The organism is Dietzia psychralcaliphila (assembly GCF_003096095.1).
In the GTDB taxonomy this organism is placed as follows: domain Bacteria; phylum Actinomycetota; class Actinomycetes; order Mycobacteriales; family Mycobacteriaceae; genus Dietzia; species Dietzia psychralcaliphila.
Genome location: NZ_CP015453.1, coordinates 3,844,618 through 3,865,991, shown reverse-complemented (window position 1 = coordinate 3,865,991; position 21,374 = coordinate 3,844,618). Strand labels below are relative to the sequence as shown.

Below are 21,374 nucleotides of genomic sequence, written 5' to 3'. Positions count from 1 at the left end.
CGATGACGCTCGATGACGCGGTCGTCCAGCCGGCCGGACCGCCCCTGATCTCCTGAGTGTACGGACCCCCCGTCCCGGGACACGACTATCGCCTCAGACGTCCCACGAGGCCGCGGATGACGGGCGCGACAGCGTCCAGCTCCGGCAGGCGTGACCGCGACAGGATCACCCCGGTGACGACGAGGGTGATGACCGCGGCGAGCCCGGCCCGGAACACGTAGCCGATGCTGCCGACTGCGTCGGTCAGCACGTCCAGGGGCAGGACGTTGTCCACGGCGAGGGCGACGAGCGCTCCGACGACCGAGGCGCCGAGAGTCCAGACCGCCGACTTCGCGGTCTCGCGTCCGCGCAGGGAACCGAGCCTGCGGCGCAGCAGGATGTACCCGGCCACCGCGCCCACGACCCAGCCGATCCCGTTGGCCAGCGCGAGACCGATCACGACGTGCGATCGTTCGTCCGCGACCAGCGGGACGAGGAGCGACAGGACCACGCGGACGACGGTGATCGCGAGGATCATGATGGTCGGGGTCCAGTAGTCCTCGCGCGCGTAGAACACCCGCTGCTGGAGCAGGACCACCGCGTACGGGATCAGGGTGAACGCACCGAAGGCCAGGGTGAGACCGAGGATGTCGGCGTTCTGGGCGTCGAAGTTGCCGTAGCGGAACAGTCCGGTCGCGATCGTCGGGCCGAACGCGGTCATGAAGGCGATGATCGGAAGCAGGCCGAACAGGGACAGTCGGGTGCCCAGCGAGATGTCCCGCACGACCGCGTCCGTCCGCCCGGCGACGCCGTTGTCGGCCAACCGCGGATTGATGGCCGTCAGCAGCGTGACCCCGATGATCCCGTAGGGCACCTGGAGAAGCAGCCAGTACGTGCCGTAGATGGCGATGGCCGCCTCGTCCGCGGCGGATCCGATGCGGTTGGTCATGACCAGACCGACCTGTGAGATGAACACGTAGGCCAGCCCGGCGAGGGCGTTGCCCCCGAACTGACGGATCCGGGGGTCCAGGCCCCACTGGGGGCGCAGGACCACGCCGGCGCGGCGCAGCGCGGGCAGGAGGACCGCGGCCTGGACCACCACACCGAGGGTCGTGCCCACGCCGAGCAACAGGATCGGGGCGCTGAGCAGGTTGACCGGAGCCGCCGGGTCGATGCCGCTCCCGACCACGGCGAACAGCGCGAGGGTTGCGATGGCCACCAGGTTGTTCCACACCGGGGCCCACGCCCCGGGCCGGAAGATCCCGTTGTAGTTGAGCACGGCGAGCATGACCGAGAAGACGCCGTAGAAGAAGATCTGCGGCAGCAGCAGGAAGGCGAAGGCCGTGGCCAGGTCCGTGTTGACCTCCCCGTCCCCGAGGTTGAGCTCGGTGAGAAGGGGCGCACAAGCCACGGCCACCACCGTCGCGACCAGCGCCAACAGCGCGGTCGCCGTGAGCAGGCGTCGGATGAACGACACCCCCCCGTCCGGGTCCTCCTGCGCGGCCCTGGCCAGCAGGGGCATGAACATGGCGGTGAGTACCGAACCCAGGACGAGCTCGGTGATCATGTTGGGCAGCGTGTTGGCGGTGTTGAACGCCGAGGCCACGGCGGGGCCGAGAATGGTGAGGATGAGGATCATCCGGACGAAACCGGTGATCCGGCTGGCGAGGTTGGCCACGGCCATCGACCCCGTCGACCGCATCACCGAGGCGTCGGAGGAATCGCGGGTGGTGGTGCCGGTCCCCCCTCCCCGGGTCACCGGGCCCGGACGGATCGGGACCACCGGGTCGACGGGTAGCGAGTCGGGCGCGAACGAGTCGGCGACCGGCGGCGGCGAGACGGGGCGTGGCGACACGCAGCTCCCGGGTTCGCGCCGGCGGCCCCGCAACCCGGGATCCGGTCTACGCAGCTCGGGTTCGGGGGAACCCTGCTCGTCGTTCAAGGTCGGTGCCCTTCGTCCGCGGGGTCGAGGATGCCCCGACGGTAGCGCAGGTACCGGCGACCTCCCAGGATGAGGGCGAGGGCGGCCGCCGCGATCGCGAAGCCCTGCGCGACGGGATACCCACCGGACTGGACCGAGAGTTCGACCGGGGCGGACAGTCGGGTCCCGTCCGGTCCGTGGAGAGCGAAGGTCACGGTGTGACGGACCCCGCCCTCGGAGTCGGACTGTGTGGGGACCTGGAGGGTTCGGGAACCGGCGGCCGGGATCTGGATGAGGCCGACCGGATCGACCGTGATGTCCTCGGGTGCGGTGACCGTCACGTCGACGCGCACCGGGAACGGTAGGGCGTTGCGGATCACCAGCATGAGGGGGCTGTTGGGACTGGCCATGGTGAACACGCTCCCCGGGGTCAGGAGGTCGACGCGCGCGAGCGACGCGGACACCGTCTCCCCGAGTCGCGCCAGCCGGGTGGCGCTGCGCTCCCGGGCGGCCGCACCGGTCCCGGATTCGAGGGTGAGACCGTCACCGCCGGCCCGTCGACCAGTTACCGAGAGCACCCGCAGGGCGTCACCCACCAACGGGTCGAGGTGTGCGGCCGCCCCCGCTGAGGTCGGGTCGGAGGTGTCCACCAGAGACCGGAGGGTGCCGGTCCCCCGGAGTGCCCCCGTCAGTCGACGGACGGTGTCCCCCCCGGGGTCGTCCGCGAACGGGTCGGCCGTCCCGGGGTCGACCGCACCGGTGGGATCGTCTGCCAGGCTCCCCTCGGGAACCGTGACGGGCCCGGTCAGCAACTCCGTGAGTGGAACCGCCCGCATGCGGCCGGCGGAGAGCTGGTCACCGAGCGTCTCGAGCAACGAGCCCGCGGCCTCCTCATCGACGCCCCAGACCTGCGGCGGAACCGCGAGGACCCCCTGCTCGGCGACGGTGTCGGTGGTGTCAGCGGTGTCGGAGGTGTCGCTCCGGGCCGGACCCGGCTGCTGCGCACCGGTCGGGGCGGTGGCTGCGGCAGTGGCCGCGGCGTCGGCGGCGTCGATCACCGGGGCCAGCAGGGCCGCCCGGGCGTCCTGGAGGCGCGCGACCGGGGAATCGGCGGCGAGCCAATACCGGGTGTCCGGGTCCGAGTAGCGGGGGTTCTCCGGGAACTCACCGGTCGCGGCGAGGGCGGTCCCCACCGTGGCCGAGTAGGTGAGCGCCCGCCCGCCGTCCGTGCCGGCGAGCCCGACCATCCCGCTCGTCGGGACCACTCCGGTGTCGGTGCGGGTGGACGGGGTGGCGACGATCGCCGTGTCCCCGGAACCGGCCAGCGCCTGCGCGGTCGCGGGCGCCAGCGTGCCCGAGGCGGGGACGAGCACATCGGGGACCGGGGCCACGTCGAGGATCCGCTCCACCGAGTCGGAGCGATCGAGCGCCGCCGAGGTCAGGGTGGTGTCACCGATGGTGGACACCGTGTCGAGATCGGCCTGCGCGGCCGGCAGGGTCACCACGCAGGAACCCTCGGCCAGAGCGCGGAGCTGGTCCAACCATCGGGAGGCGTCCGCGACCACGGCCTCGTCGACGGGTGTCGGTGTTGCCCCGTCGTCGGCCCGATCCCCGTCACCCGGATCGCGGGCACCGCTCCCGTCGTCGATCACGACCGGCCGACCGTCCGCGAGCTCGGCCACCGTTCCGAGGAGATCGGGATCCACCGCGATGCACGTCGCCCGGCGCAGCTCCTCACCCCCGGGTCCGTCGAAGGCGGCGGACGCAGCCCGGACCAGACCGGTGAGTCGTCCCTCCTCCGAGAGGTCGCCGAGCAGCGATCTGTCGGTCAGTGCCACCACCGGTTCGGGGCCGGCCTCGCCGGGTACGAGGGCGATTCGTGAGGGCGCGGCGGCCAGGGGCCAGAGCATGGTCAGCGGTACGGGTGTCGGGCCCGGCACGCCCGCCGACGTGCTGGCGCCCACCTCGTCGTCGTCGACGCCCGGGAGCGGCGCGGGAGGTGGTGCCTCCAGGACGGGGAGCAGGGTGCGGGCGTCGTCGAGACGCGCCGGCGACCCGCCCTCCGGGGTGCCGTTGACGTTGACCAGTAGCGGGTAGACGCCCGGCTCGGTGAGCTGCAGGTCCGGGCCCGGGTTGCCGGGTACCTCCCGCGCGGGCATCGAGACCCGGTAGGGCACCGACTCCCCGGGGGCGAGGGTCTCCGCCGCCCTGAGGAACTCCCCCTGGACGGGGAAGGAGGGCTCCGACCACACCAGTGGCTCGCGCACCGACTCCGCGTCGGCTGCGCGGGGGCCACGCTGGAGACGGACGTCCACCGATTCCAGTGACACGTCGCCGACGTTGCTGATCGTGCCCGACACGGTGACGGTGGGGACCCCCGCCTCGGTGCCGACGGCCAGCTGTCCCCCGGCCCCTGCCCCGTCGAGGACCCGGGGCGTGATCTCGTCGATGGTGATCCGGGCGAGGGCGGGTGCCGGGTTCGGGATGTAACCCGCGTCGATCGCCTGCTCCGGGGTGACGGCGCGGACCGGCTGGACACCCCACACCGGGGCCGATGCCAGTGCCGCGCACAGCGCCACCGGGACGACCGCCCGGACGAGCCGCCCACCCGGCCGCCGGTTCACGGCCGTGACTCCTCCGGATCGTCCCCGCGCGGTGCGTCCCCGCGCGCGGGTTCCCGTCGGGGACCGCTCTCCCGCGCCCCGTCAGCGGATCGCCGGACCGGTTCGGGGCCGCCCGAGCGCCGGGACGGGTCGACCACCTGTGAGCTCTGCGGCACGGGGGACTCCCCCGCCAGTTCGGCGCGCGCGAGGTCGGGCAGGAGTGACCGGGCGGCCTCCACCAGCCTCCGTTCGTCCGGATAGGCGAGCCGCCTGGGGAGATGGTCGAAGGCCACCCACGCGACCTCGGTGATCTCCGGGTCCTCGTCGCACAGGTCGCCGTGGTCGTACCGGATGAGGTGGTGGTGGACGGTCTTGTGGATCCTGCGGCCCTCGGCGACGAACCAGTAGTCGATGGTGCCGAGCGGGGCGAGCACCGTCCCGTCGACGCCCGTCTCCTCGAGCACCTCGCGGCGGGCGGTCTCCTCCACGGTCTCGCCCGGTTCGATATGGCCCTTGGGCATCGACCACAGCATGCGGTTACGCCGGTCGAGGCGACCGATCAGCGCGACCTCCAGACGGGACAGATCGGGTTCCGATCCCGCGGCGGCCGCCTGCTCCAGCCCACGCACGACCAGGCCGCCCGCGGAGGTCTCGAGCACCGTCCGCAGGCGCTGACCGTTCCGCGGGTGCCGCCCTCCCCCCCGACCACCCCGGGGGTTCTTGGTGCCGGTGCCCTTCGCGCCGGGCTTCCCGCCCGGCTTGGAGCCGGACTTGGCGGGGTTCTTCGCCCCGGACTTGGCCGGTGAGGCGGCGCGGGTGGTGTTGGCGGTCGCGGACTGGCCGGGCCCGGACCTGGGCCGGTTCTGGTTGCGTGGATGGCGCGGGGACTGGCGGGCCGAGGTGGCGCCGGCCGTGCCGTCACCCGACCTGACCGTCTGTGTGGACTGTGTGGGAGCCCCGTCGTCCGAACCCGGGTCCTTCCGCTGGGCCTCGGGAGCCCTGCCCTGGCCGCCTCGTCTGCCCCGGCCGCCACGGCGGCGGCGGCGACCCTGGCGGGCCTGGCCGTCCCCGGACTGCGCGGACGGACCGGACTGACCCGGGTGACCGGACTGCGTCGGTTGACCGGACTGACCGGATTTGCCCGGTTGGCCGGACTTGCCGGAGTGCTGGCTCTTGCCGCCCTGGGTCTTCTTCTGCCCCTGCGCGGCCCGCTGCCCGTCAGAGCTCTGCCCGGTGCCCCGCTCGCTACTCTGACCAGCGGGATTGGAAGTATGGGCCCCGGATCCGGCGGGCCGGCGCGCGCGACGCCGCCGCGGCGGGTTAGCGCGCGGTTCGACGGGGCGTTCGGCTTCGGACACCCATTGATGCTACCGGCCGGTGTTGCGTGTTCCGTAAATCGTCGGCGTGCCGCCCGCGGATACGCTCAGGGCATGTGGTGGCGGGCGGGCCACGGCTAGAGTCCACAGCATGAGCTCAGGATCCGCAGGCCACGCCCTGGTCCTCCGTCACCGGGCCAAGCCGGGGCGGCGGGACGAGCTGGTCGAGGTGTGGCGCAGACACATGCCGGAGGCGGTGCAGGCGAACGACGGGCACCGGGCGTACATGTTCTGCGCGTCCCACGCCGACCCCGATGTCCTGGTGGTGTTCCAGCAGTACCGCGACGCCTCCGCGGCCCAGGCATTCCTGGGCAACCCCGCGTACCTGGCGTACCTGGAGGAGTCGGGTGACCTGTTGACCGGTCCACCTGAGGTCGAGGCCGTGGAGCCGCTGTGGTCCAAGGAGGCGGGACCGACTCGGTAAGGTCTCCGCTGTGACAGCCCGAAATCCGCACCCAGACCCGCGCGCCTCATCGGACCGACACGACGCTGCGGTGTTCTCGGGACTGCAGGACGGGCCGGGTACCCCGCCCGACCCGGCCGAGTTCGAGGCGCGGCGGGTGCGTCTCCTGGCGGGCGCCCAGACCACGCTCAACGACCACGCGGACCTGCTGGCCCCGCTCGCGGCGGCATTCGGCGACGCCGGCCACGAGCTCTACCTGGTGGGTGGCAGCGTGCGCGACGCCCTCCTCGGCCGGCTCGGTACGGACCTGGACTTCACCACCGACGCCCGACCCGACACGGTCCGCGGAATCCTGGAGAACTACGCGGACACGGTGTGGGACACCGGGATCGAGTTCGGCACCCTGTCGGCCGTCACGTACGACGCCGCCGGGATCGAGCAGCAGATCGAGGTCACCACGTACCGGGCGGACTCCTACGACGGGGTGTCCCGCAACCCCGAGGTGGTCTTCGGCGACACCCTCGAGGGCGACCTGATCCGCCGCGATTTCACGGTCAACGCCATGGCGGTGCGGCTGCACCCCGACGGACGTCATGAGTTCTGCGACCCGCTCGACGGTATGGACGCGCTGCTGGTGGGGCTCCTGGACACCCCGGCCGCACCGGAGCAGTCGTTCGCCGACGACCCGCTGCGCATGCTGCGGGCCTGCCGGTTCGTCTCCCAGCTGGGCTTCTCCCTCGCGCCGCGGGTGTTCCGGGCCATGACGGAGATGACCGCCGAGATCGACAGGATCACGGTCGAGCGGGTCCGCGCCGAGCTCGACAAGACCATCCTGGGCGACTACCCGATCGACGGCATCAACATGCTGTGCGAGGCCGGACTGGCCGACCGCGTGCTGCCCGAGGTCCCGGGCATGAAGCTGGAGCGCGACGAGCACCTGCAGCACAAGGACGTGTACTGGCATTCGCTCACCGTGCTCAAGCAGGCCATCGACCTCGAACCGGCGGGGCCGGATCTGGTTCTCCGCTGGGCGGCACTGTTGCACGACGTGGGCAAGCCGGCCACGCGCGCGGCCAAACCCGGCGGCGGTGTGACGTTCCACCACCACGAGGTGGTGGGCGCCAAGATGGTGCGCAAGCGGATGCGTGCGCTCAAGTACTCGAAGCAGATGATCGAGGACGTCTCGGGTCTGGTGTTCCTCCACCTGCGCTTCCACGGCTACGGCGAGGGGCAGTGGTCCGATTCGGCCGTGCGCCGGTACGTCTCTGACGCGGGCGACCTGCTCCCTCGTCTCCACCGCTTGGTCCGGGCGGACTGCACGACCCGGAACAAGCGCCGCGCGGCCAAACTCCAGGCCAGCTACGACTCGCTGGAGCACCGCATCGCCGAGATCGAGGAGAAGGAGGACCTGGCGCGGGTCCGGCCGGATCTCGACGGCAACGAGATCATGACGTTGCTGGGTCTGGCGCCGGGTCCCGACGTCGGTCGCGCCTGGGCGTTCCTCAAGGAGCTGCGCCTGGACCGCGGCCCGCTGGACCGCGACGAGGCCGAGGCCGAACTCGTCCGATGGTGGGCCGAGCAGAATGGCGGTCCGCAGAACGACCACCAGCAGAACGACCGACCGCAGAACGGCGATCCGGCGTGATCGGCCACGCGGTCGACCGCTACCTCGCCTCGACCGCCGGCCGGATCGTCGCCGCCGTGCTGGCTCTGGTCGGCACGGTGCTCCACACGGTCGGTCTCCCGGGCCTGCAGCAGATCCCCCCGTACCGCATCGATCTGGACGTCTACCGGGTCGGCGGGCAGGTCTTCCGCGACGGGGGAGAGATCTACGGCCAGCTCCCCCAGCTCATGCGGGGTGACAGCCTGCCCTTCACCTATCCCCCGCTGTCCGCGCAGATCTTCTCGCTGTTCACGCTGGTGCCGTTGGCGGTGGCGTCCACGATCGTCACGGTGGCCACCATCGCGGTCCTGGCGTACGTGGTGCAGCTGGTCCTCACGCGCACGTGCGACCGCCCGGCCGGCGAGCTGTGGTGGATCACGCTCGCGGTGATGGCCGTGGCGCTGTGGTTCGGCCCGGTGCGTGAGACGCTCGGCTTCGGGCAGGTCAACGTGTTCCTGATGGCCCTGGTGCTGGTGGACGTGATCCGCGGCCGTGGACGCTGGTGGGGTGGGACGCTCACCGGGTTGGCGATGGCGATTAAGCTCACCCCGGCGGTGTTCCTGCTGTACTTCGCGCTGCGTCGCGACTGGCGGGGACTCGGCACGGCGGTCGTCGCCGCGCTGGCTTTCACCGGGATCGGGCATGTGCTGGCCCCGAGTGATTCCGCCCGCTACTGGACGTTCGCCATCCGGGATCCCGCCCGTATCGGTGAGTTGTCCTTCTCGTCCAATCAGTCGGTCAACGGGCTCGTCCACCGCCTCGGCTTCGAGGACACGGCGGCATCGGTGGTGTGGTTTGTGGTGTCTGCTCTGGTGGGGCTGGGTATCGCCTGGGTGGCGTGGCGGCTGTTGCGCTTCGGTCACGAGGTCGCCGCCGCGGTCACGGTGGGATTTGTCGCGCTGTTCTGCTCGCCGGTGTCCTGGGGACACCATTGGGTGTGGGCGGTGCCGGCCGTCGTGCTCACGTTGGTGTGGGCGGCACGTGCCTCCGGGAGGGGCGACGACGACGAGCGGGGCTGGCTCATCATGGCCGGCACCGGCATCGTGATCTTCCTGACCACACCGCAGTGGTGGTTCCCCCACGACCAGGGCCGCGAGCTCGGATGGGGGCCGATCGAGCACCTGGTGGGAGACGCCTACCTGCTGTGGGCGCTCGTCTTCCTCGTCATGGTGGGAGTCCGCGCCGCACGGCTCGGCAGGTCTGACCTGGACGGGGACCCGGAGAAGCCGGTGCTTCTCGTCCGCAGCCGTTCCCGCTGAGCGGGCCCGTCAAGGGCTTCTCGCGGATCTGTGGAGAGCGGATCCGTTGTCCACAGATCGCTCACCGGGACTGGTCCGGGCCGTGGCGTCCGCGACACCATTGCGGGCATGGACTACTTCTTCGGAGACGGCGTCGGTGAGCCGACGCAATGGCAGGGTGCGCCCGAACTCACCCTGGGAACCGGTGCCGCGGACGCGCTGTGGCTGGACTTCGACGGCGACGGGCACGCCGACGACGCACTGTGGGACTCGGACCTCGACGGGGTCGCCGACCGCGTGGTGACCGACGTGGGTACCGCGGTCCAGGAGGTCTACTCGGACGGGGACGGACGCGGCGTGTGGAATGTCTTCGCAGGTGGGGCCGGTGCTCTGGCGGCCGGCTCCGTGGGCGCGGGTTCGCTCGGCGCGGGTTCTGTCGGCGGGGGCTCTGTTGCTGGTGGTTCCGTCGGTGGTGGCTCCGTGGGTGGGGGCTCGGTTGGAGGCGGTTCTGTCGGTGGGGGTTCCCTGGCGGCGGGGTCGTTGCTGGCAGGTGCCGCGGGCGCGGGTGCGCTCGTGGACGGCGCGGTGACGGCCGGGGCGGGGTCGCTCGGTGAGCTCCCGGACTGGGGTGCTCTGCTCGCGGATGCCGTCGGGACCCTCGATCACGGTTCGCTGGAGTCGGAATGGGCGAGGTGGACGGCTCCCCCGGTCGTCGAACCGGCGCCCGCACCGTCACCGGCTCCCGCGCCCGTCGACCATGTTCCGGCTCCCGAGCCCGAGCCCGAGCCCGGGCCGCCGGGTCCCGTGCAGGGCGGGACGGCCCCCGAGCCCGCGCCCCCGGTCGTGGAGGTCGACGGTTCGCTCACAGTGGACACGGGGAGCGGGCTGCTGTCCGTCGCGGACGCGAACGGTGACGGCCACCTCGACGTGGCGCTCCCCCACGGGTCGCTCGACGTGGGCGCCATCGACGCCAGCGCGCTGGGCGTGGGATCCGCGGCGGCCGGGTCTGCGGCCGCCGGTTCGGTCGGTGCAGGTTCGGTGGGCGCAGGTTCGATCGGTGCAGGTTCGGTGGGTGCCGGATCTGTCGGCGGAGGTTCGGTCGGAGCGGGCTCCGCTGGTGTTGGCTCTGCTGGTGTTGGCTCTGCTGGAGTGGGTTCTGGGGTGGGTTCCGTTGGAACCGGTTCGGTGGGTGCGGGGTCTGTCGGCGGTGGGTCTGTCGGGGCCGGGTCAGTCGGTGGCGGTTCAGTGGCCGCCGGATCGCTGGGATTCGGGTCCTGATCGCAGGCTCACAGACACCGCGATCACGGCTGCGGCGGCATACAAGACCACCGGGACGAGCATCAGCGGGACGGACCGGCCGTCGGCGGGGACGAACGGCAGCACTGCGACCATCCCCACGACGAACGCTGAGTTGAACAGGGCGTCCTGCAGGGCGAACACTCCACCGCGGCGGGCGTCGGGGACATCGGTCTGCATGGCGTTGTCGGCGACCAGCTTGACCACCTGCGCCCCCAGCCCCAGCGCGAGGGCGCCCGCGACCAACGCGGTGGGGTCGAGGGTCGGGCCCACCGCCAACTGGGCTGCCGCGGACACCGCGGCGCCGGCCGCCACGACCAGGATCCGGCGGGTGCGCGCGATGGCCCACGGGGTGACCACGGCGGCAAGGCCCATCCCGGCGGCGACGGCGGCGGAGAGCAGGCCGAACCCGCCCATCCCGGCCACCACCGGGCCGGCTCCCCCGTCGGACTCCACGTCGCGCAGCAGCAGGACCGCGAGCATGGTGGTGATGCCGAACGCGGCCCGGCCCAGGGTGACACCGGCCAGCGCGACCCAGACCAGGGCCGTGGAGCGGGCGGCCCGCACGCCCTCGGCCAGACCCCCGGCGAACAGCCTCACGGCATCCCGGGTCACGCCCGTTCCGGGATCGGTGTCGACCTCGTCGTCGTCGGGCCCGAGGTGTCGTGGGGGAAGGGCGAGGATGGCCCACACCCCCAGGACGGCGGTGACCGCGGCGGGCACGAGTGTCCACGAGACGGCGGCGTCTCCGGCGCCGAGCACCGCCAGCACCGCGAACGCCGCGACGGCACCGACCGCCGTCACCACCGATCCCACCGTGACCAGGACCGAGTTGGTGGCCGCGAGGATGCGGTCGGGCACCACCCGGGGCATGGCCGCGGTCATTCCGGTGTTGATGAGCCGACCGAGTCCGATCGCGACCAGGGACAACCCGAACAGGACGGCCAGGCCCGCCCCCGAACGCACGGCGCCGGCAGCGATCAACACGATCGTGGCGATGATCGCCACCGTCCTGACCAGCGCGGCCACCGCGATCACGACGCGCCTGTCCCAACGGTCCAGGGCGGCGGCGGCGAACGGGCCGACGATCGAGTACGGCAACAGCATCACGGCGAATCCGCCCACGATGGCCGCCGGGGTCGTGGCGGCCTCCGGGCTGAACAGCACGATCCCGGCGAGCGCGGCCTGGTGGATCCCCTCGCTGAGCAGTGCCGCCAGACGCGCGGTGGACAGTCGACCGAGGCCGTCGGACTCGCGCAACGCGGAGGTGAGGCGTCCGCGGGTCGGGTCGGCCGGTTCGGCGGACAGGAAGGTCACATGAGCCACCGTAGCGAGACCCGATCGAGGGGACCGTGATGTGGGTCCGCCGTGGCGGGGGCATCATGGGGACATGGACACGGGACCGGACGATCTGAGTGGCGGCGGCCTCTTCGGCGACCGCCTCTACGACGCGATGGACAAGCGGGATCCCGTCGCCGGTTCGCTGCTCATCGCGGCGCCCGACATGCCGGACCCGAATTTCCAGCGCGCCATCATCTATGTGATCGAGCACGACCACTCCGGTTCGCTCGGCGTGGTGATCACCCGCCGGAGCGAGACTCCGGTCGAGACGATCCTCCCCGGCTGGGCGGAGATGTGTGCAGCGCCGTCGGTCTTCCATATCGGGGGCCCGGTCAAGCCGGACACCGGGATCGCGCTGGTGGTGCTCGGGTCGGGAGTCGACGGGTACACGCACTCCGGGCTGCAGCAGATCGAGGGTCGGGTCCACGTGGTGGACCTCGACAGCGATCCCGACCTGCTCCGGGACAATGTCGAGGGCATGCGCGTGTTCGTGGGTTACACCGGGTGGGCACCCGGGCAGTTGCAGGGAGAACTGGATCGCGGCGACTGGTACGTGGCCCCCAGCCTGCCGAGCGATCTGCTGGCGCCCTCGCACGTGGACATCTGGGGAACGGTGCTCCGCCGGCAGGAGATGCCGCTCCCCCTCTATGCCACCTACGTCCACGACGGGGACGTGAACTGACCGGTCAGCCGTCGGATGGTGACGGTGTCCGCCTACTCAACCGCTCGCGCGCGGTGGTGCCCCGCCGGCCGAGTGGGATGGTTCCGGTCGCCGTGGCGAGCCCCGCGCGGGCGCCGTTGCCGTAGAAGGTCTCGACGCCCCCCTCCTCCACGACATAGGTCTCGTGCCAGATCCCGACGGCGCCGGGGTTCTTCCGGGCCTTGGCGTTGAAGTCCCGCCACGCGGGCATGTGCGCTCGGCCGGTGTCCCGGGCGTACGCGTAGAGCTGATCGACCGAGTTCCAGTACTGGACGACCCAGGGGCCCCTCGCGCCGAACAGGGTCTGAGCCCCGAGGAATCCCAGGTCCTCGGCTTCTCCTCTGTCGGCCGCCGCGTGGTTGCGCCCCAGTTCGGCGAGCATCGTGGGCATCGCGCGGAACACGGGTAGCCACAGGTCGGGTCGGAAGGGGCGATGGATGGTCATGCCGATGTGAAAGACGACGAGGCCGCCGTCGCGGGCGTGGGTGGCGGGCATGGAACGTTTTCGGGCCGGATCGGTGGGCGTGCTCGTGGGCATGTCGACTCCTCTGGATGCTGTCGGGGTGTCCTGCCGACGGTTGTTGGATACTGCGGGTATCTACTATTGGATACTGATACTCTCTAGTGGTCAAGGAGCAATTCGAGAGGTGATGCGTGAGGATCTCGGAACTCGCCGAGGTCACGGGGACGACCGTGACGACCCTGAAGTTCTATCTGCGACGGGGACTGCTCCAGCCTGGGCGTTCGGTGACCCGCACCCAGGCCGAGTACGGCGAAGAGCACGTCGAGCGGGTCCGGTTGGTCAGGGCGCTGTCCGAGGTGGGTGGCCTGGACCTGGCAGCGGTGGGTCGAGTGGTGGAGGCGATCGAGGGCCCGGGTCTCGGCCGGCTGGACGTGATGGCCACCGCCCAGCACGCGTTGTCGGGAGCGCGGGATCGCGCGGGACAGGGCCCCTCCCGGGGTGATGAGCGGACGCGCGCCTGGATCGCCGCCCGTGGGTGGCAGGTCGACCCGCGGGACGTCGCCCTCGATCGACTCGCCGCGGCGTGGAATGCCTGTGAGGGCGCCGGTCTCGGCCTGGACGAGGACCGTCTTGACGCCTATGCCGACGCCGTCGAGCAGATCGCCACCATCGATGTGGCCTCGGTCCCACCGGAGCCGGCGTCAGCGGTGCGGCAGGTGGTGCTCGGAACCGTGCTCGTCGAGCCCGTTCTCGCGGCGTTGCGCCTGCTCGCCCAGCAACACATATCGATCACCGAGCGACCGTGATCCCATATGATGAGACGCAGTAGTCATATAGTAGGAACGTGGGTAGTCTCGCGCTGGTGAGAGCAGGGAGCGCAGACGAGTCTCGAGTGACACCACGGCAGTGGGCGATCCTCGGCGTCGGAACGCTTGCCGCGTCCTCCGCCTCGGCGTTCGTGGCCGGCGTGGCCTTTTTGCTGCCCTTTCTCCACACGGAGGCCGGTCTCTCGCTCACCATGGCGGGTGTTCTGGTGGCGATGCCTGCCGTGGGGACCGCCCTCACCCTCGTGGCGTGGGGCTGGCTCGTCGACCGCACCGGGGAGCGGGTCGTCCTGGTGAGCGGGTCCGTCCTCACCTCGGCAGCGCTGGCAGGCGCACTGTTCACCCCGTCACTGCCCCTGCTAGCGGCGTTCTTCCTGCTCGCGGGCGCGACCTCCGCCTCGGCGGCCTCGGCGAGCGGTCGACTGGTGGTGGGGTGGTTCCCCGCGCAACGGCGGGGGATGGCGATGGGCGTCCGGCAGATGTCGCAACCCCTCGGTGCGGCGGTCGCGGCGATGGCGATGCCGGCCCTGGCGGCCTCGCAGGGTCTGCGTGCAGCGCTGGCGGTTCCTCTGGCCATGGCCGCCGTCTCGGCGGTGGCCGCGCTCGTCGTCGTCACCGACCCTCCGCGACCGGACCGCCACGACCCGGCGTCCACCACACTCGCCAGCTCGCCGTACCGGGCCTCCCGCTACCTACACCGGATCCACGGTGTCTCGGTGCTGTTGGTCCTCCCCCAGGCGCTCATGCAGTCGTTCATGCTCGCGTGGTTGGTCCTCGGCCACGGCTGGTCCCCCGTCTCGGCGGGCGTGGTGGTGACGGTCGCTCAACTCCTCGGCGCGGTCGGGCGGATCGTCGTAGGCGTGATCTCCGACCGCGTGGGCTCGAGGATGACACCACTTCGCGCAGTGGCCATGTCGGTGTCCGGAGGACTGGTCGCCCTGGCGGCCGCAGAGGCCTTCGGTGCTCCCGGAGCCATCGCGGTGGCCCTTGCGGTGATCGCGACGGTCCTGTCCGTCGCGGACAACGGCCTCGCCTTCACCGCGGTCGCCGAACACGCCGGGCCCCACTGGAGCGGGCGCGCGCTCGGCGTCCAGAACACCTCGCAGTTCCTGGCACTCTCGGCGATCACCCCGGTGTTCGCGGCGGGAATCGACCGATGGGGTTACGGGCCGGTCTTCGCCGGGGCGGCGGTGGTGGCGGCGCTCGCGGTACCGATCGTTCCGCGCACCGACCGGACCCGGTGATCCCGCCGCCTCAGGTGATCGCGTGCGGCAGGGGCTCGCCTCGGTACTGCCCCACGGACCACACGTTGCCCTCGGGGTCTCGCACCGAGAAACCGTGGTCGCCGTAGTCGGTGTCGCGCATCTCCATGACGATCTCGGCCCCTGCTACGCGTGCCCGCTCGTAGACCACGTCGGAATCCGCCGTCACCACGTAGGCGAGGCCGGTGCCCACCGGCGTGGCGTGTGGGTCGTCGGGATCGCGCTGGTGGTCGCCGAGCATGACGCCGCCGCCCTCGGGCCAGAGCAGTTCGGCGTGGACGATCGTGCCGCCCTCGGTGTGCGAGACGGTCTCGACGAAGCCCAGGGCCTCGACGAGCCAGTCGATCACGGCGCGGGCGTCAGTGCACTGCAGGCAGTGCCAGACGGTCGGGGCGGGCGTGGATCCGGGCTGGTGAGTGCTCATGGAGACGAGTCTCGCGCGGGTGCGTGTCCCCCGGCTTGGATGTTTCGGAACTCTTCCGCGAGCCACTCGGTGGGCGAGGTCCCCGCGAACCTGCGGTACGCCCGGTCCAGGTGGGCGTGGTCGGCGTACCCGTGGGTGTGCGCGAGATCGGCGAGCCGCGGGGCGGCGCCCCGTCGGGCTCTCTCCACCAGCTCCGAGTGCGCGGACTCGAAGCGCATGAGGTCGGCGAGCTCTTTGGTCCCGATTCCCAACTCCGCCTTCATGAGTGACGAGAGGTGCCTGGAAGTCAGCCCGACTGCGGACGCCGTGTCAGTGACCCGCATCCGTCCTCCCGAGCGTTCGAGCAGTCGCCAGGCGCCCACGACCTCACGCCTCGGGCCCTGTCGTCGTTCGTGTCGTGAGGCCAGAGCGCTCAACGCCTCCTCCACCAGCAGCGGTCGCTCGGCCGGGGGGCTGGAGACGACGCGCTCGTGCAGCCGGCGCATCGACGGGCCGAGAACGCCGCCTCCCTCCTGGGTGAGCTCGGTGAGCGCGGAGGCGGGCAGGCCGAGGAGTCTTCTGGCCGCGAGTGGGTGCACCGCAACCTGAACACCCTCCTGCGCATCGGGTCGCTGCAGATAGACGGGCTGGAGATGGAACCCACCCAGACAGACGGCGTGAGTCTCCCCACGGTGGTCGGCCCACTCCTCGAGCGTCGCCGAACACAGGAGTGGGGCGTCGACGGCCACGACAACGGTGAGCAGCGTGGACGGGACCCCCCGGTGCGGAGGTCGACGGGACCGGGACCCCGCCTCTACTCCTGCATAGCCGTAGACGGCAGCGACTCCGGGCAACGCGGGAGTGCGCCGGAGGAAGGTGATCCCGGACTCCTGGCCGAGCTCCCCGCCGGGCCCTTCCCCGGGTTCCGTCGGGGGCATACCCCCAGTGTGGGCCACCGCTGCGCCGAGGTCGAGGGGCGGCGAGGAGGCGGTGGTTAGACTCCATCGGGTGCCGTCGACCTCCACCTCCACCGAGATCCGCAAGGGTCTGGCGGACTGCTCGACGGTGGGACTCGGGCTGATCCCGCTGGGTCTGGCTTTCGGGGTACTGCTCACGCAGGCGGGCTTCGACTGGTGGTGGGCGCCGGTGTTCTCCGTCCTCATCTATGCGGGGTCGATGGAGTTCCTCGCCATCGGCCTGCTCATGGCCGTCACTCCCCTGTACTCAATCGCGGCCGCTACCTTTCTGGTGAACTTCCGCCACGTCTTCTACGGACTGAGCTTTCCGCTCGAGACCATCCGGTCGCGCGCAGGGCGGTTGTACGCGGTATACGCACTCACCGACGAGGCCTACGCGATCACCGCCACCAAGCGGCGCGCGGACATGACGGGGCCGCGGACGCTGACCATCTCCCTCACCTGTCAGACGTTGTGGGTGGTCCCCGGCATCGTCGGCGCGCTGGTCGGGGCAGCTCTGCCCGAGGGTCTGGGCGGCCTGCAGTTCGCGCTCACCGCGCTGTTCGCGGTCCTCGCCGTCGATGCGTGGCGGGCGAGCGGGGACCTGCCGGCCCCGGTGATCGCCCTGCTCTGCGGGCTGGCGGCCGCCTGGTTCGTGCCGGAGCAGATGCTCCTGGTGGGACTGGGGGCGTTCGTCGTGGCCCTGCTCGCGCGGTTCGCGTGGACGCGGCGCGGAGCCGGAGCGGCTCGGTGACCGCCCCCGTCCCCGACACCTCATATCTCCTCGCCGGACTCGGAGTGATGTTGGTGGTCACCGTTGCTCTCCGGGCGGCGCCGTTCGTCGCGCTGTCGAGGCTTCGAGACTCCGAGGTGGTCCGCTACCTGGGGCTGACCATGCCGGCGGGCGTGATGGTGGTGCTGGTGGTCTACACCCTGCGAGACACCACCGCAGACCTCGGCTCCTGGCTGCCCGCCGCCGCCGCGCTGACTCTCACTCTGGCTGTGCACCTGGCGTTTCGTCGGGCGGCGGCGAGCATCGTGCTGGGTACCGCGACCTTCATGCTGCTGCAGGCCTGGTTGGGTTGACCATCCCGCGGCTGACTATCCCGCGGTCGACCGCCCGGACGCCGACCGCCCGGACGCTGACCGCCCGGACGCTGACCGCCCGGACGCTGACCGCCCCCGCTGAGCCCCGCGTCGGCGTTCCTAGCGGGCCACGGGACAGGTGCCCAGGTCGACCTTCCACTCGGTGAGGCCGTTGAGCCATCCGGACCGCAGACGCGTGGGGTCGCCGAGCGAGGTCAGGTCGGGCAGATGATCGGCGACGGCGTTGAAGATCAGTTCGAGCTGCATCCTGGCCAGGTTGGCGCCGACGCAGTAGTGCGGACCCTGCCCGCCGAACGTCACGTGCGGGTTCGGGTCGCGGAGGATGTTGAAGGTGAACGGGTCCTCGAAGACCTCCTCGTCGAAGTTCGCCGAGCCGTAGCAGAGCAGCGCGCGTTCGCCCTTGCGGATGGTCACGCCGCCGATCTCGACGTCCTCCATGGCGGTGCGCTGGAACTGGGTGATGGGCGAGGCCCACCGCAGGATCTCGTCGATTGCGGTGTCGGGGCGTTCGGCCTTGAACAGCTCCCACTGGTCCGGGTTCTCCAGCATGGCCACCATGCCGTGCGTGGTGGCGTTGCGGGTGGTCTCGTTCCCGGCCACGGACAGCAGGGTGACGAACCAGCCGAACTCCTCGGGCGAGAGGTGCTCACCGTCGATGTCGGCCTCGACGAGCTTGGTGACGATGTCGTCCCGCGGGTTGGCCGCCCGGTCCTCGGCCATGGCGTTCGCGTATCCGATGAGTTCCATGGACGCGATAGCGGCGGCATCCATTCCGCCCTTCGCGTCGTAGCTGGTCATGGTGTTGGACCATTCGAAGATTTTGTGCCGATCCTCCTGGGGGACTCCGAGCAGATCGGCGATCGCCTGCAGCGGGAGTTCTGAGGCCACGGCGGTGACGAAGTCGTCGGCGTTGTTCTCCGCGGCCTCCGTCACGATCTTGCGCGCCCGGTCGGCGAGCTCATCGCGCATACCGGCCACGCCGCGCGGGGTGAACCCGCGGGAGATGATCCGCCGGTGCTTCTTGTGGATCTCGCCGTCCTCGTTGACGAGCATCTCGCGCTGGGCCTCGATGATCGACCGCTCGGTTCCCTCGGCGAAGCGCGGGATCATGGTGTTCTCGCCGGCGGAGAAGGTCTCGCCCGTCACGCGCGAGATCTCCTTGACGTCGGCGTGCTTGGTGACCAGCCAGTAGTGGTCGTCATCGAAGCCATCGGACCCGGGGCGCTTGTCGACGCGGCGGATCGGCTCGGACTGGCGCAGTTGGCGCCACTCGTCGTGCGGGAGTCGTTTCTCGAACAGGTCCGGGTCGGTGAAGTCGAATCCTGCCGGAATGGTCACGTTCACGGTGTCTCCTGCGCCTCGTCCCCCGCCGGGGTCGGCAGGTGTGGGAAAGGTGAATAGTGGTAACTATATACACGTGGCACTATCCGTGAGTGAGATTCTCGACCGCGCCTTGATGCTGGCCGAGGAGATGTCGGGGTCGATCGCCCGCGCCGCGGCGAACTACGGCCTCACCGTGCCGCGACTGGAGCTGCTGTTCGTCCTGGGTCTCGAGGGCGAGTGCAGGCAGGTGGAACTGGCGACGTTCCTCGACTGCTCCCCGCGCCAGGTCACCGCCCTCGTCGACGGTCTGGTGGCCAGTGGCCACGTGGTCCGGACCATGCCGCCGGACGACCGGCGGGTTCGTTTGGTCAACCTCACCGACGAGTCGCGTCGGATCGTGGAGGAGGTCGTGTCGGCGCGCGTCGCGCTGGCGGAGTGGTTGTTCGAGGGGCTCGACGACGACGAGCTGCAGACCTTCGGCACCATCTCCGAGAGATTGGTCTCCCGGATGGGTGGGCGCGCGCTGACCCGGCTGGCAGAGCAGTGACTCAGACAGCGCAGTGAGTCAAGCAGAGCAGTGAGTCAGGCGGTGCAGGCCGCGCAACCGGTGTCCTCCCGGGCGTACTCGACGAACCCGCGGGACAGGTAGTTGGGGATCGCGGCGGGGGAGTCGTCCTCGCACGTGTGCAGCCAGACCCTGCGGCATCCCGGGACCTGCCAGGCGATCCGGGCGGTTTCGGAGAGGAACCAACCGCCGATGCCCAGGCCGGCGAAGCGGGGGAGCAGACCGAAGTAGACGATCTCGACATCGACCCCGTCCGCCGGGTCCCCGGGGTCTGAGCCCGGGTCGTCCCCGCAGGGGCTCATGCGGAGTTCGGCGAACCCGGCGACCTCGCCACCGCGGGTCGCACGGAACGTGGTGACGCAGGGGTCCGCGCAGTAGGAAGCCCATTCCCCCTCCGACCACTCGAGACGGTCGGACCACTTCCAGTCGCCGCCGATGTCGCGGTACATCCGGGAGTTGAAGGATGGCTCGGCGGGGAAGACCCGGGAGATCGTCAGGTCCGCGCGGCGAGCCGGGCGCAGCCATGAGGCATCGGTCTGCTGCAGGTAGGTCACGCTGGTCATCGCGCCATTCAAGCACCGGAACCCTGCACCGGCCCAACTGGTATCGGGCTAGTGCAGGGGTGCGGCTGAATGAGCTAGCAAAAACTAGCAATGAGGAGCGGCCGAAGTTCAGTTGACGTGGAACTCCGGTATGCCGGGGAGCTGGAGACCATTGAGTAAGTTGGCTGATCCTGCGACGAGATCGTTGTGGCCTTTGAACGCGGCGTTCTCAACACCATCCATCACAAACGGGTTTGACACAGAAGCAGCGGCTCCGGCTCCGCCTACTACTGCGGCGGTTCCGGCTCCCACTGCGATTCCTCCGACCAAGGGCGGCGTCAAGCCGATTGCCGCAGCGGCGGCCGCCGCCGGACCTAGGAGGACTGCGCCGATGAAAGCGAGACCTTCGATGATTCCCATTGTTTTGTCTCCATTCTTCAGGTGTGGCCTGTGGTCAACCGACTTGGAGTTGTCCAGGTCGAACTGGTTCTTGGGGCTTGAGCGGAATCAGTGGGAGCTCAACTCGAGCTGGGGGCGCGGACGAGGGCGCCACAGTGGGGGCCGGGATTGGTGCAGGCGCAGGTAGTACCGGCGGAACCGTTCGAGCCGGGGGTTGCGGAGCAGGAAGCTGAACCGCTGGTACAGGCGCCAACGGGGGAACGGGCACACTGGGTGAATCAGGCGGCTCAGCGCCGGGTGGCCTCACATCTGGGGGAGTAGCGGGCATCGCTGCAAGCGACGTCGTGACCGACGTGACCGCCGCTGTCCCCAGTGGTTCCGCTGGGGGTCGCTGCGAGTTGAGGCCACCCTGTGCGAACTCGCCGCTAGCGACCGTCGAGCTGTCGGCTTTTGCGGGAGCGTGAGTCAGGACTCCAACTATCACTCCGCATGAGATGCCAGTGAGGGAAAACGCACCGCCCGCGAGCCAGAACGCCCCGGTTCGCCGCCAGCGGGCCTTCATCTCACCACCAGCCGTAGGCCATGGCATTGTTCTTGAGGATGTCCAGCTGGTACGCGGGGAGGCCAGCCTCGACACCCAGTGCGTGCTGAGTGCGGTAGAGATCGGTCGACGCCGCTTGCGCTCCCGGAATCATGTTGATGACCCCGGCTAGTGCTGCGTTGGCCATTACCCAGAGTGGGCTTGAGATGCTTCCGAAGTAGAGGTCCATGGTGACTCCGTGTGTGGGGATGGTCGGGTTCCAGTTGGTCGCAATCAATGCGCACCAGAGGTTAAGCAAACGATGAGCGGCTCTCAATTGCTTCCCGGGCTAATCAGCCAGCCGAGAACAGAGGGTTCTGACCTGCTGATACATCGTCAACATCGAGACGAATAGGTTCTCGCAGGTAGGGCCCGGGATGGCCACTCGAGAGTCGACCGGGAGCACTAAAGAATATTTCTTTATGAAACA

Annotated in this window: 21 protein-coding genes; 10 read left to right on the top strand and 11 right to left on the bottom strand. The window is 70.4% G+C overall.

The window, feature by feature from the left end; all coding sequences use genetic code 11:
• Positions 1 to 85: 85 nt before the first annotated feature.
• The 3 genes from murJ to A6048_RS18845 all read right to left on the bottom strand — a co-directional run bounded on the left by murJ (position 86) and on the right by A6048_RS18845 (position 5,861).
• The gene (murJ, locus tag A6048_RS17935) at positions 86 to 1,834 is read right to left on the bottom strand and encodes a murein biosynthesis integral membrane protein MurJ (protein WP_235027425.1); all 1,749 of its coding nucleotides are present in this window, start codon (positions 1,832 to 1,834) and stop codon (positions 86 to 88) included.
• Between the two features lie 83 nt (positions 1,835 to 1,917).
• Entirely contained in the window at positions 1,918 to 4,524 is a 2,607-nt protein-coding gene (locus tag A6048_RS17930) for a hypothetical protein (RefSeq protein ID WP_107747159.1), read from the bottom strand.
• Positions 4,521 to 5,861, bottom strand: a complete 1,341-nt coding sequence (locus A6048_RS18845; RefSeq protein WP_107747158.1) for an NUDIX hydrolase — start codon at positions 5,859 to 5,861, stop codon at positions 4,521 to 4,523. The genes A6048_RS17930 and A6048_RS18845 overlap by 4 nt, the downstream gene beginning before the upstream one ends.
• A gap of 109 nt (positions 5,862 to 5,970) precedes the next feature.
• Here A6048_RS18845 and A6048_RS17920 point away from each other — a divergent pair, with 109 nt between their 5' ends.
• The 4 genes from A6048_RS17920 to A6048_RS18365 all read left to right on the top strand — a co-directional run bounded on the left by A6048_RS17920 (position 5,971) and on the right by A6048_RS18365 (position 10,461).
• Entirely contained in the window at positions 5,971 to 6,303 is a 333-nt protein-coding gene (locus A6048_RS17920; protein ID WP_107747157.1) for a putative quinol monooxygenase, read from the top strand.
• Between the two features lie 70 nt (positions 6,304 to 6,373).
• Positions 6,374 to 7,927, top strand: coding sequence for a CCA tRNA nucleotidyltransferase (locus A6048_RS17915; RefSeq protein WP_107747156.1), 1,554 nt, complete (start codon positions 6,374 to 6,376; stop codon positions 7,925 to 7,927).
• Complete coding sequence (locus A6048_RS17910) at positions 7,924 to 9,204, top strand: glycosyltransferase 87 family protein (protein WP_107747155.1); 1,281 nt, start codon at positions 7,924 to 7,926, stop codon at positions 9,202 to 9,204. Before A6048_RS17915 ends, A6048_RS17910 begins: the two co-directional genes overlap by 4 nt.
• 108 nt (positions 9,205 to 9,312) lie before the next feature.
• Positions 9,313 to 10,461 (top strand): hypothetical protein, encoded by a 1,149-nt coding sequence (locus A6048_RS18365; RefSeq protein ID WP_162533933.1) that lies wholly within the window; start codon positions 9,313 to 9,315, stop codon positions 10,459 to 10,461.
• Here A6048_RS18365 and A6048_RS17895 read toward each other — a convergent pair.
• The gene (locus A6048_RS17895) at positions 10,426 to 11,796 is read right to left on the bottom strand and encodes an MFS transporter (protein WP_107747154.1); all 1,371 of its coding nucleotides are present in this window, start codon (positions 11,794 to 11,796) and stop codon (positions 10,426 to 10,428) included. The genes A6048_RS18365 and A6048_RS17895 overlap by 36 nt on opposite strands.
• Before the next feature lie 73 nt (positions 11,797 to 11,869).
• Between A6048_RS17895 and A6048_RS17890 the strand changes: the two genes are divergently transcribed.
• Positions 11,870 to 12,502 carry a YqgE/AlgH family protein gene (locus A6048_RS17890; protein ID WP_107747153.1) on the top strand — a complete coding sequence of 211 codons (633 nt, stop codon included), beginning with the start codon at positions 11,870 to 11,872 and terminating at the stop codon, positions 12,500 to 12,502.
• A gap of 4 nt (positions 12,503 to 12,506) precedes the next feature.
• Here the strand turns inward: A6048_RS17890 and A6048_RS17885 are convergent, their stop codons facing one another.
• Entirely contained in the window at positions 12,507 to 13,058 is a 552-nt protein-coding gene (locus A6048_RS17885; RefSeq protein WP_235027312.1) for a DUF4188 domain-containing protein, read from the bottom strand.
• A gap of 116 nt (positions 13,059 to 13,174) precedes the next feature.
• Here A6048_RS17885 and A6048_RS17880 point away from each other — a divergent pair, with 116 nt between their 5' ends.
• Together A6048_RS17880 and A6048_RS17875 are read left to right on the top strand one after the other, a co-directional pair.
• Complete coding sequence (locus A6048_RS17880) at positions 13,175 to 13,789, top strand: MerR family transcriptional regulator (RefSeq protein WP_107747152.1); 615 nt, start codon at positions 13,175 to 13,177, stop codon at positions 13,787 to 13,789.
• A gap of 86 nt (positions 13,790 to 13,875) precedes the next feature.
• A complete protein-coding gene (locus tag A6048_RS17875; protein ID WP_107747151.1) occupies positions 13,876 to 15,051 on the top strand; it encodes an MFS transporter in 1,176 nt (391 codons plus the stop codon).
• A gap of 10 nt (positions 15,052 to 15,061) precedes the next feature.
• Here A6048_RS17875 and A6048_RS17870 read toward each other — a convergent pair whose 3' ends face one another.
• Together A6048_RS17870 and A6048_RS17865 are read right to left on the bottom strand one after the other, a co-directional pair.
• Positions 15,062 to 15,493, bottom strand: coding sequence for a VOC family protein (locus A6048_RS17870; protein WP_107747150.1), 432 nt, complete (start codon positions 15,491 to 15,493; stop codon positions 15,062 to 15,064).
• The gene (locus A6048_RS17865; RefSeq protein ID WP_146166351.1) at positions 15,490 to 16,410 is read right to left on the bottom strand and encodes a helix-turn-helix domain-containing protein; all 921 of its coding nucleotides are present in this window, start codon (positions 16,408 to 16,410) and stop codon (positions 15,490 to 15,492) included. Before A6048_RS17865 ends, A6048_RS17870 begins: the two co-directional genes overlap by 4 nt.
• Positions 16,411 to 16,480: 70 nt before the next feature.
• Here A6048_RS17865 and A6048_RS17860 point away from each other — a divergent pair, with 70 nt between their 5' ends.
• Positions 16,481 to 17,182 (top strand): AzlC family ABC transporter permease, encoded by a 702-nt coding sequence (locus A6048_RS17860; protein ID WP_107747148.1) that lies wholly within the window; start codon positions 16,481 to 16,483, stop codon positions 17,180 to 17,182.
• The gene (locus tag A6048_RS17855; RefSeq protein ID WP_372450586.1) at positions 17,179 to 17,514 is read left to right on the top strand and encodes a branched-chain amino acid transporter permease; all 336 of its coding nucleotides are present in this window, start codon (positions 17,179 to 17,181) and stop codon (positions 17,512 to 17,514) included. The genes A6048_RS17860 and A6048_RS17855 overlap by 4 nt, the downstream gene beginning before the upstream one ends.
• Positions 17,515 to 17,634: 120 nt before the next feature.
• On the opposite strand, the gene A6048_RS17850 is transcribed toward A6048_RS17855, so the two are convergent.
• Positions 17,635 to 18,879 carry a cytochrome P450 gene (locus A6048_RS17850; protein WP_107747147.1) on the bottom strand — a complete coding sequence of 415 codons (1,245 nt, stop codon included), beginning with the start codon at positions 18,877 to 18,879 and terminating at the stop codon, positions 17,635 to 17,637.
• 85 nt (positions 18,880 to 18,964) lie between these two features.
• On the opposite strand from A6048_RS17850, the gene A6048_RS17845 reads away from it, so the two are divergent.
• Positions 18,965 to 19,405 carry a MarR family winged helix-turn-helix transcriptional regulator gene (locus A6048_RS17845; protein ID WP_235027311.1) on the top strand — a complete coding sequence of 147 codons (441 nt, stop codon included), beginning with the start codon at positions 18,965 to 18,967 and terminating at the stop codon, positions 19,403 to 19,405.
• A 35-nt stretch (positions 19,406 to 19,440) separates the two neighbouring features.
• On the opposite strand, the gene A6048_RS17840 is transcribed toward A6048_RS17845, so the two are convergent.
• The 3 genes from A6048_RS17840 to A6048_RS18355 form a co-directional block, all read right to left on the bottom strand.
• Positions 19,441 to 19,986 (bottom strand): GNAT family N-acetyltransferase, encoded by a 546-nt coding sequence (locus A6048_RS17840; RefSeq protein ID WP_107747146.1) that lies wholly within the window; start codon positions 19,984 to 19,986, stop codon positions 19,441 to 19,443.
• Positions 19,987 to 20,094: 108 nt separating this feature from the next.
• Positions 20,095 to 20,385 carry a hypothetical protein gene (locus A6048_RS18360; RefSeq protein WP_146166350.1) on the bottom strand — a complete coding sequence of 97 codons (291 nt, stop codon included), beginning with the start codon at positions 20,383 to 20,385 and terminating at the stop codon, positions 20,095 to 20,097.
• Between the two features lie 542 nt (positions 20,386 to 20,927).
• Positions 20,928 to 21,134 (bottom strand): hypothetical protein, encoded by a 207-nt coding sequence (locus tag A6048_RS18355; RefSeq protein WP_107747145.1) that lies wholly within the window; start codon positions 21,132 to 21,134, stop codon positions 20,928 to 20,930.
• Positions 21,135 to 21,374: the final 240 nt, after the last annotated feature.

Bases quoted from the DNA above. Each gene is read 5' to 3' on its own strand.
- A6048_RS17865 (WP_146166351.1), bottom strand. From the start codon at position 16,410: ATGCCCCCGACGGAACCCGGGGAAGGGCCCGGCGGGGAGCTCGGCCAG.
- A6048_RS18365 (WP_162533933.1), top strand. From the start codon at position 9,313: ATGGACTACTTCTTCGGAGACGGCGTCGGTGAGCCGACGCAATGGCAG.
- A6048_RS17840 (WP_107747146.1), bottom strand. From the start codon at position 19,986: ATGACCAGCGTGACCTACCTGCAGCAGACCGATGCCTCATGGCTGCGC.
- A6048_RS17870 (WP_107747150.1), bottom strand. From the start codon at position 15,493: ATGAGCACTCACCAGCCCGGATCCACGCCCGCCCCGACCGTCTGGCAC.
- A6048_RS17885 (WP_235027312.1), bottom strand. From the start codon at position 13,058: ATGCCCACGAGCACGCCCACCGATCCGGCCCGAAAACGTTCCATGCCC.
- A6048_RS17890 (WP_107747153.1), top strand. From the start codon at position 11,870: ATGGACACGGGACCGGACGATCTGAGTGGCGGCGGCCTCTTCGGCGAC.
- A6048_RS17920 (WP_107747157.1), top strand. From the start codon at position 5,971: ATGAGCTCAGGATCCGCAGGCCACGCCCTGGTCCTCCGTCACCGGGCC.
- A6048_RS18355 (WP_107747145.1), bottom strand. From the start codon at position 21,134: ATGGACCTCTACTTCGGAAGCATCTCAAGCCCACTCTGGGTAATGGCC.
- A6048_RS18360 (WP_146166350.1), bottom strand. From the start codon at position 20,385: ATGGGAATCATCGAAGGTCTCGCTTTCATCGGCGCAGTCCTCCTAGGT.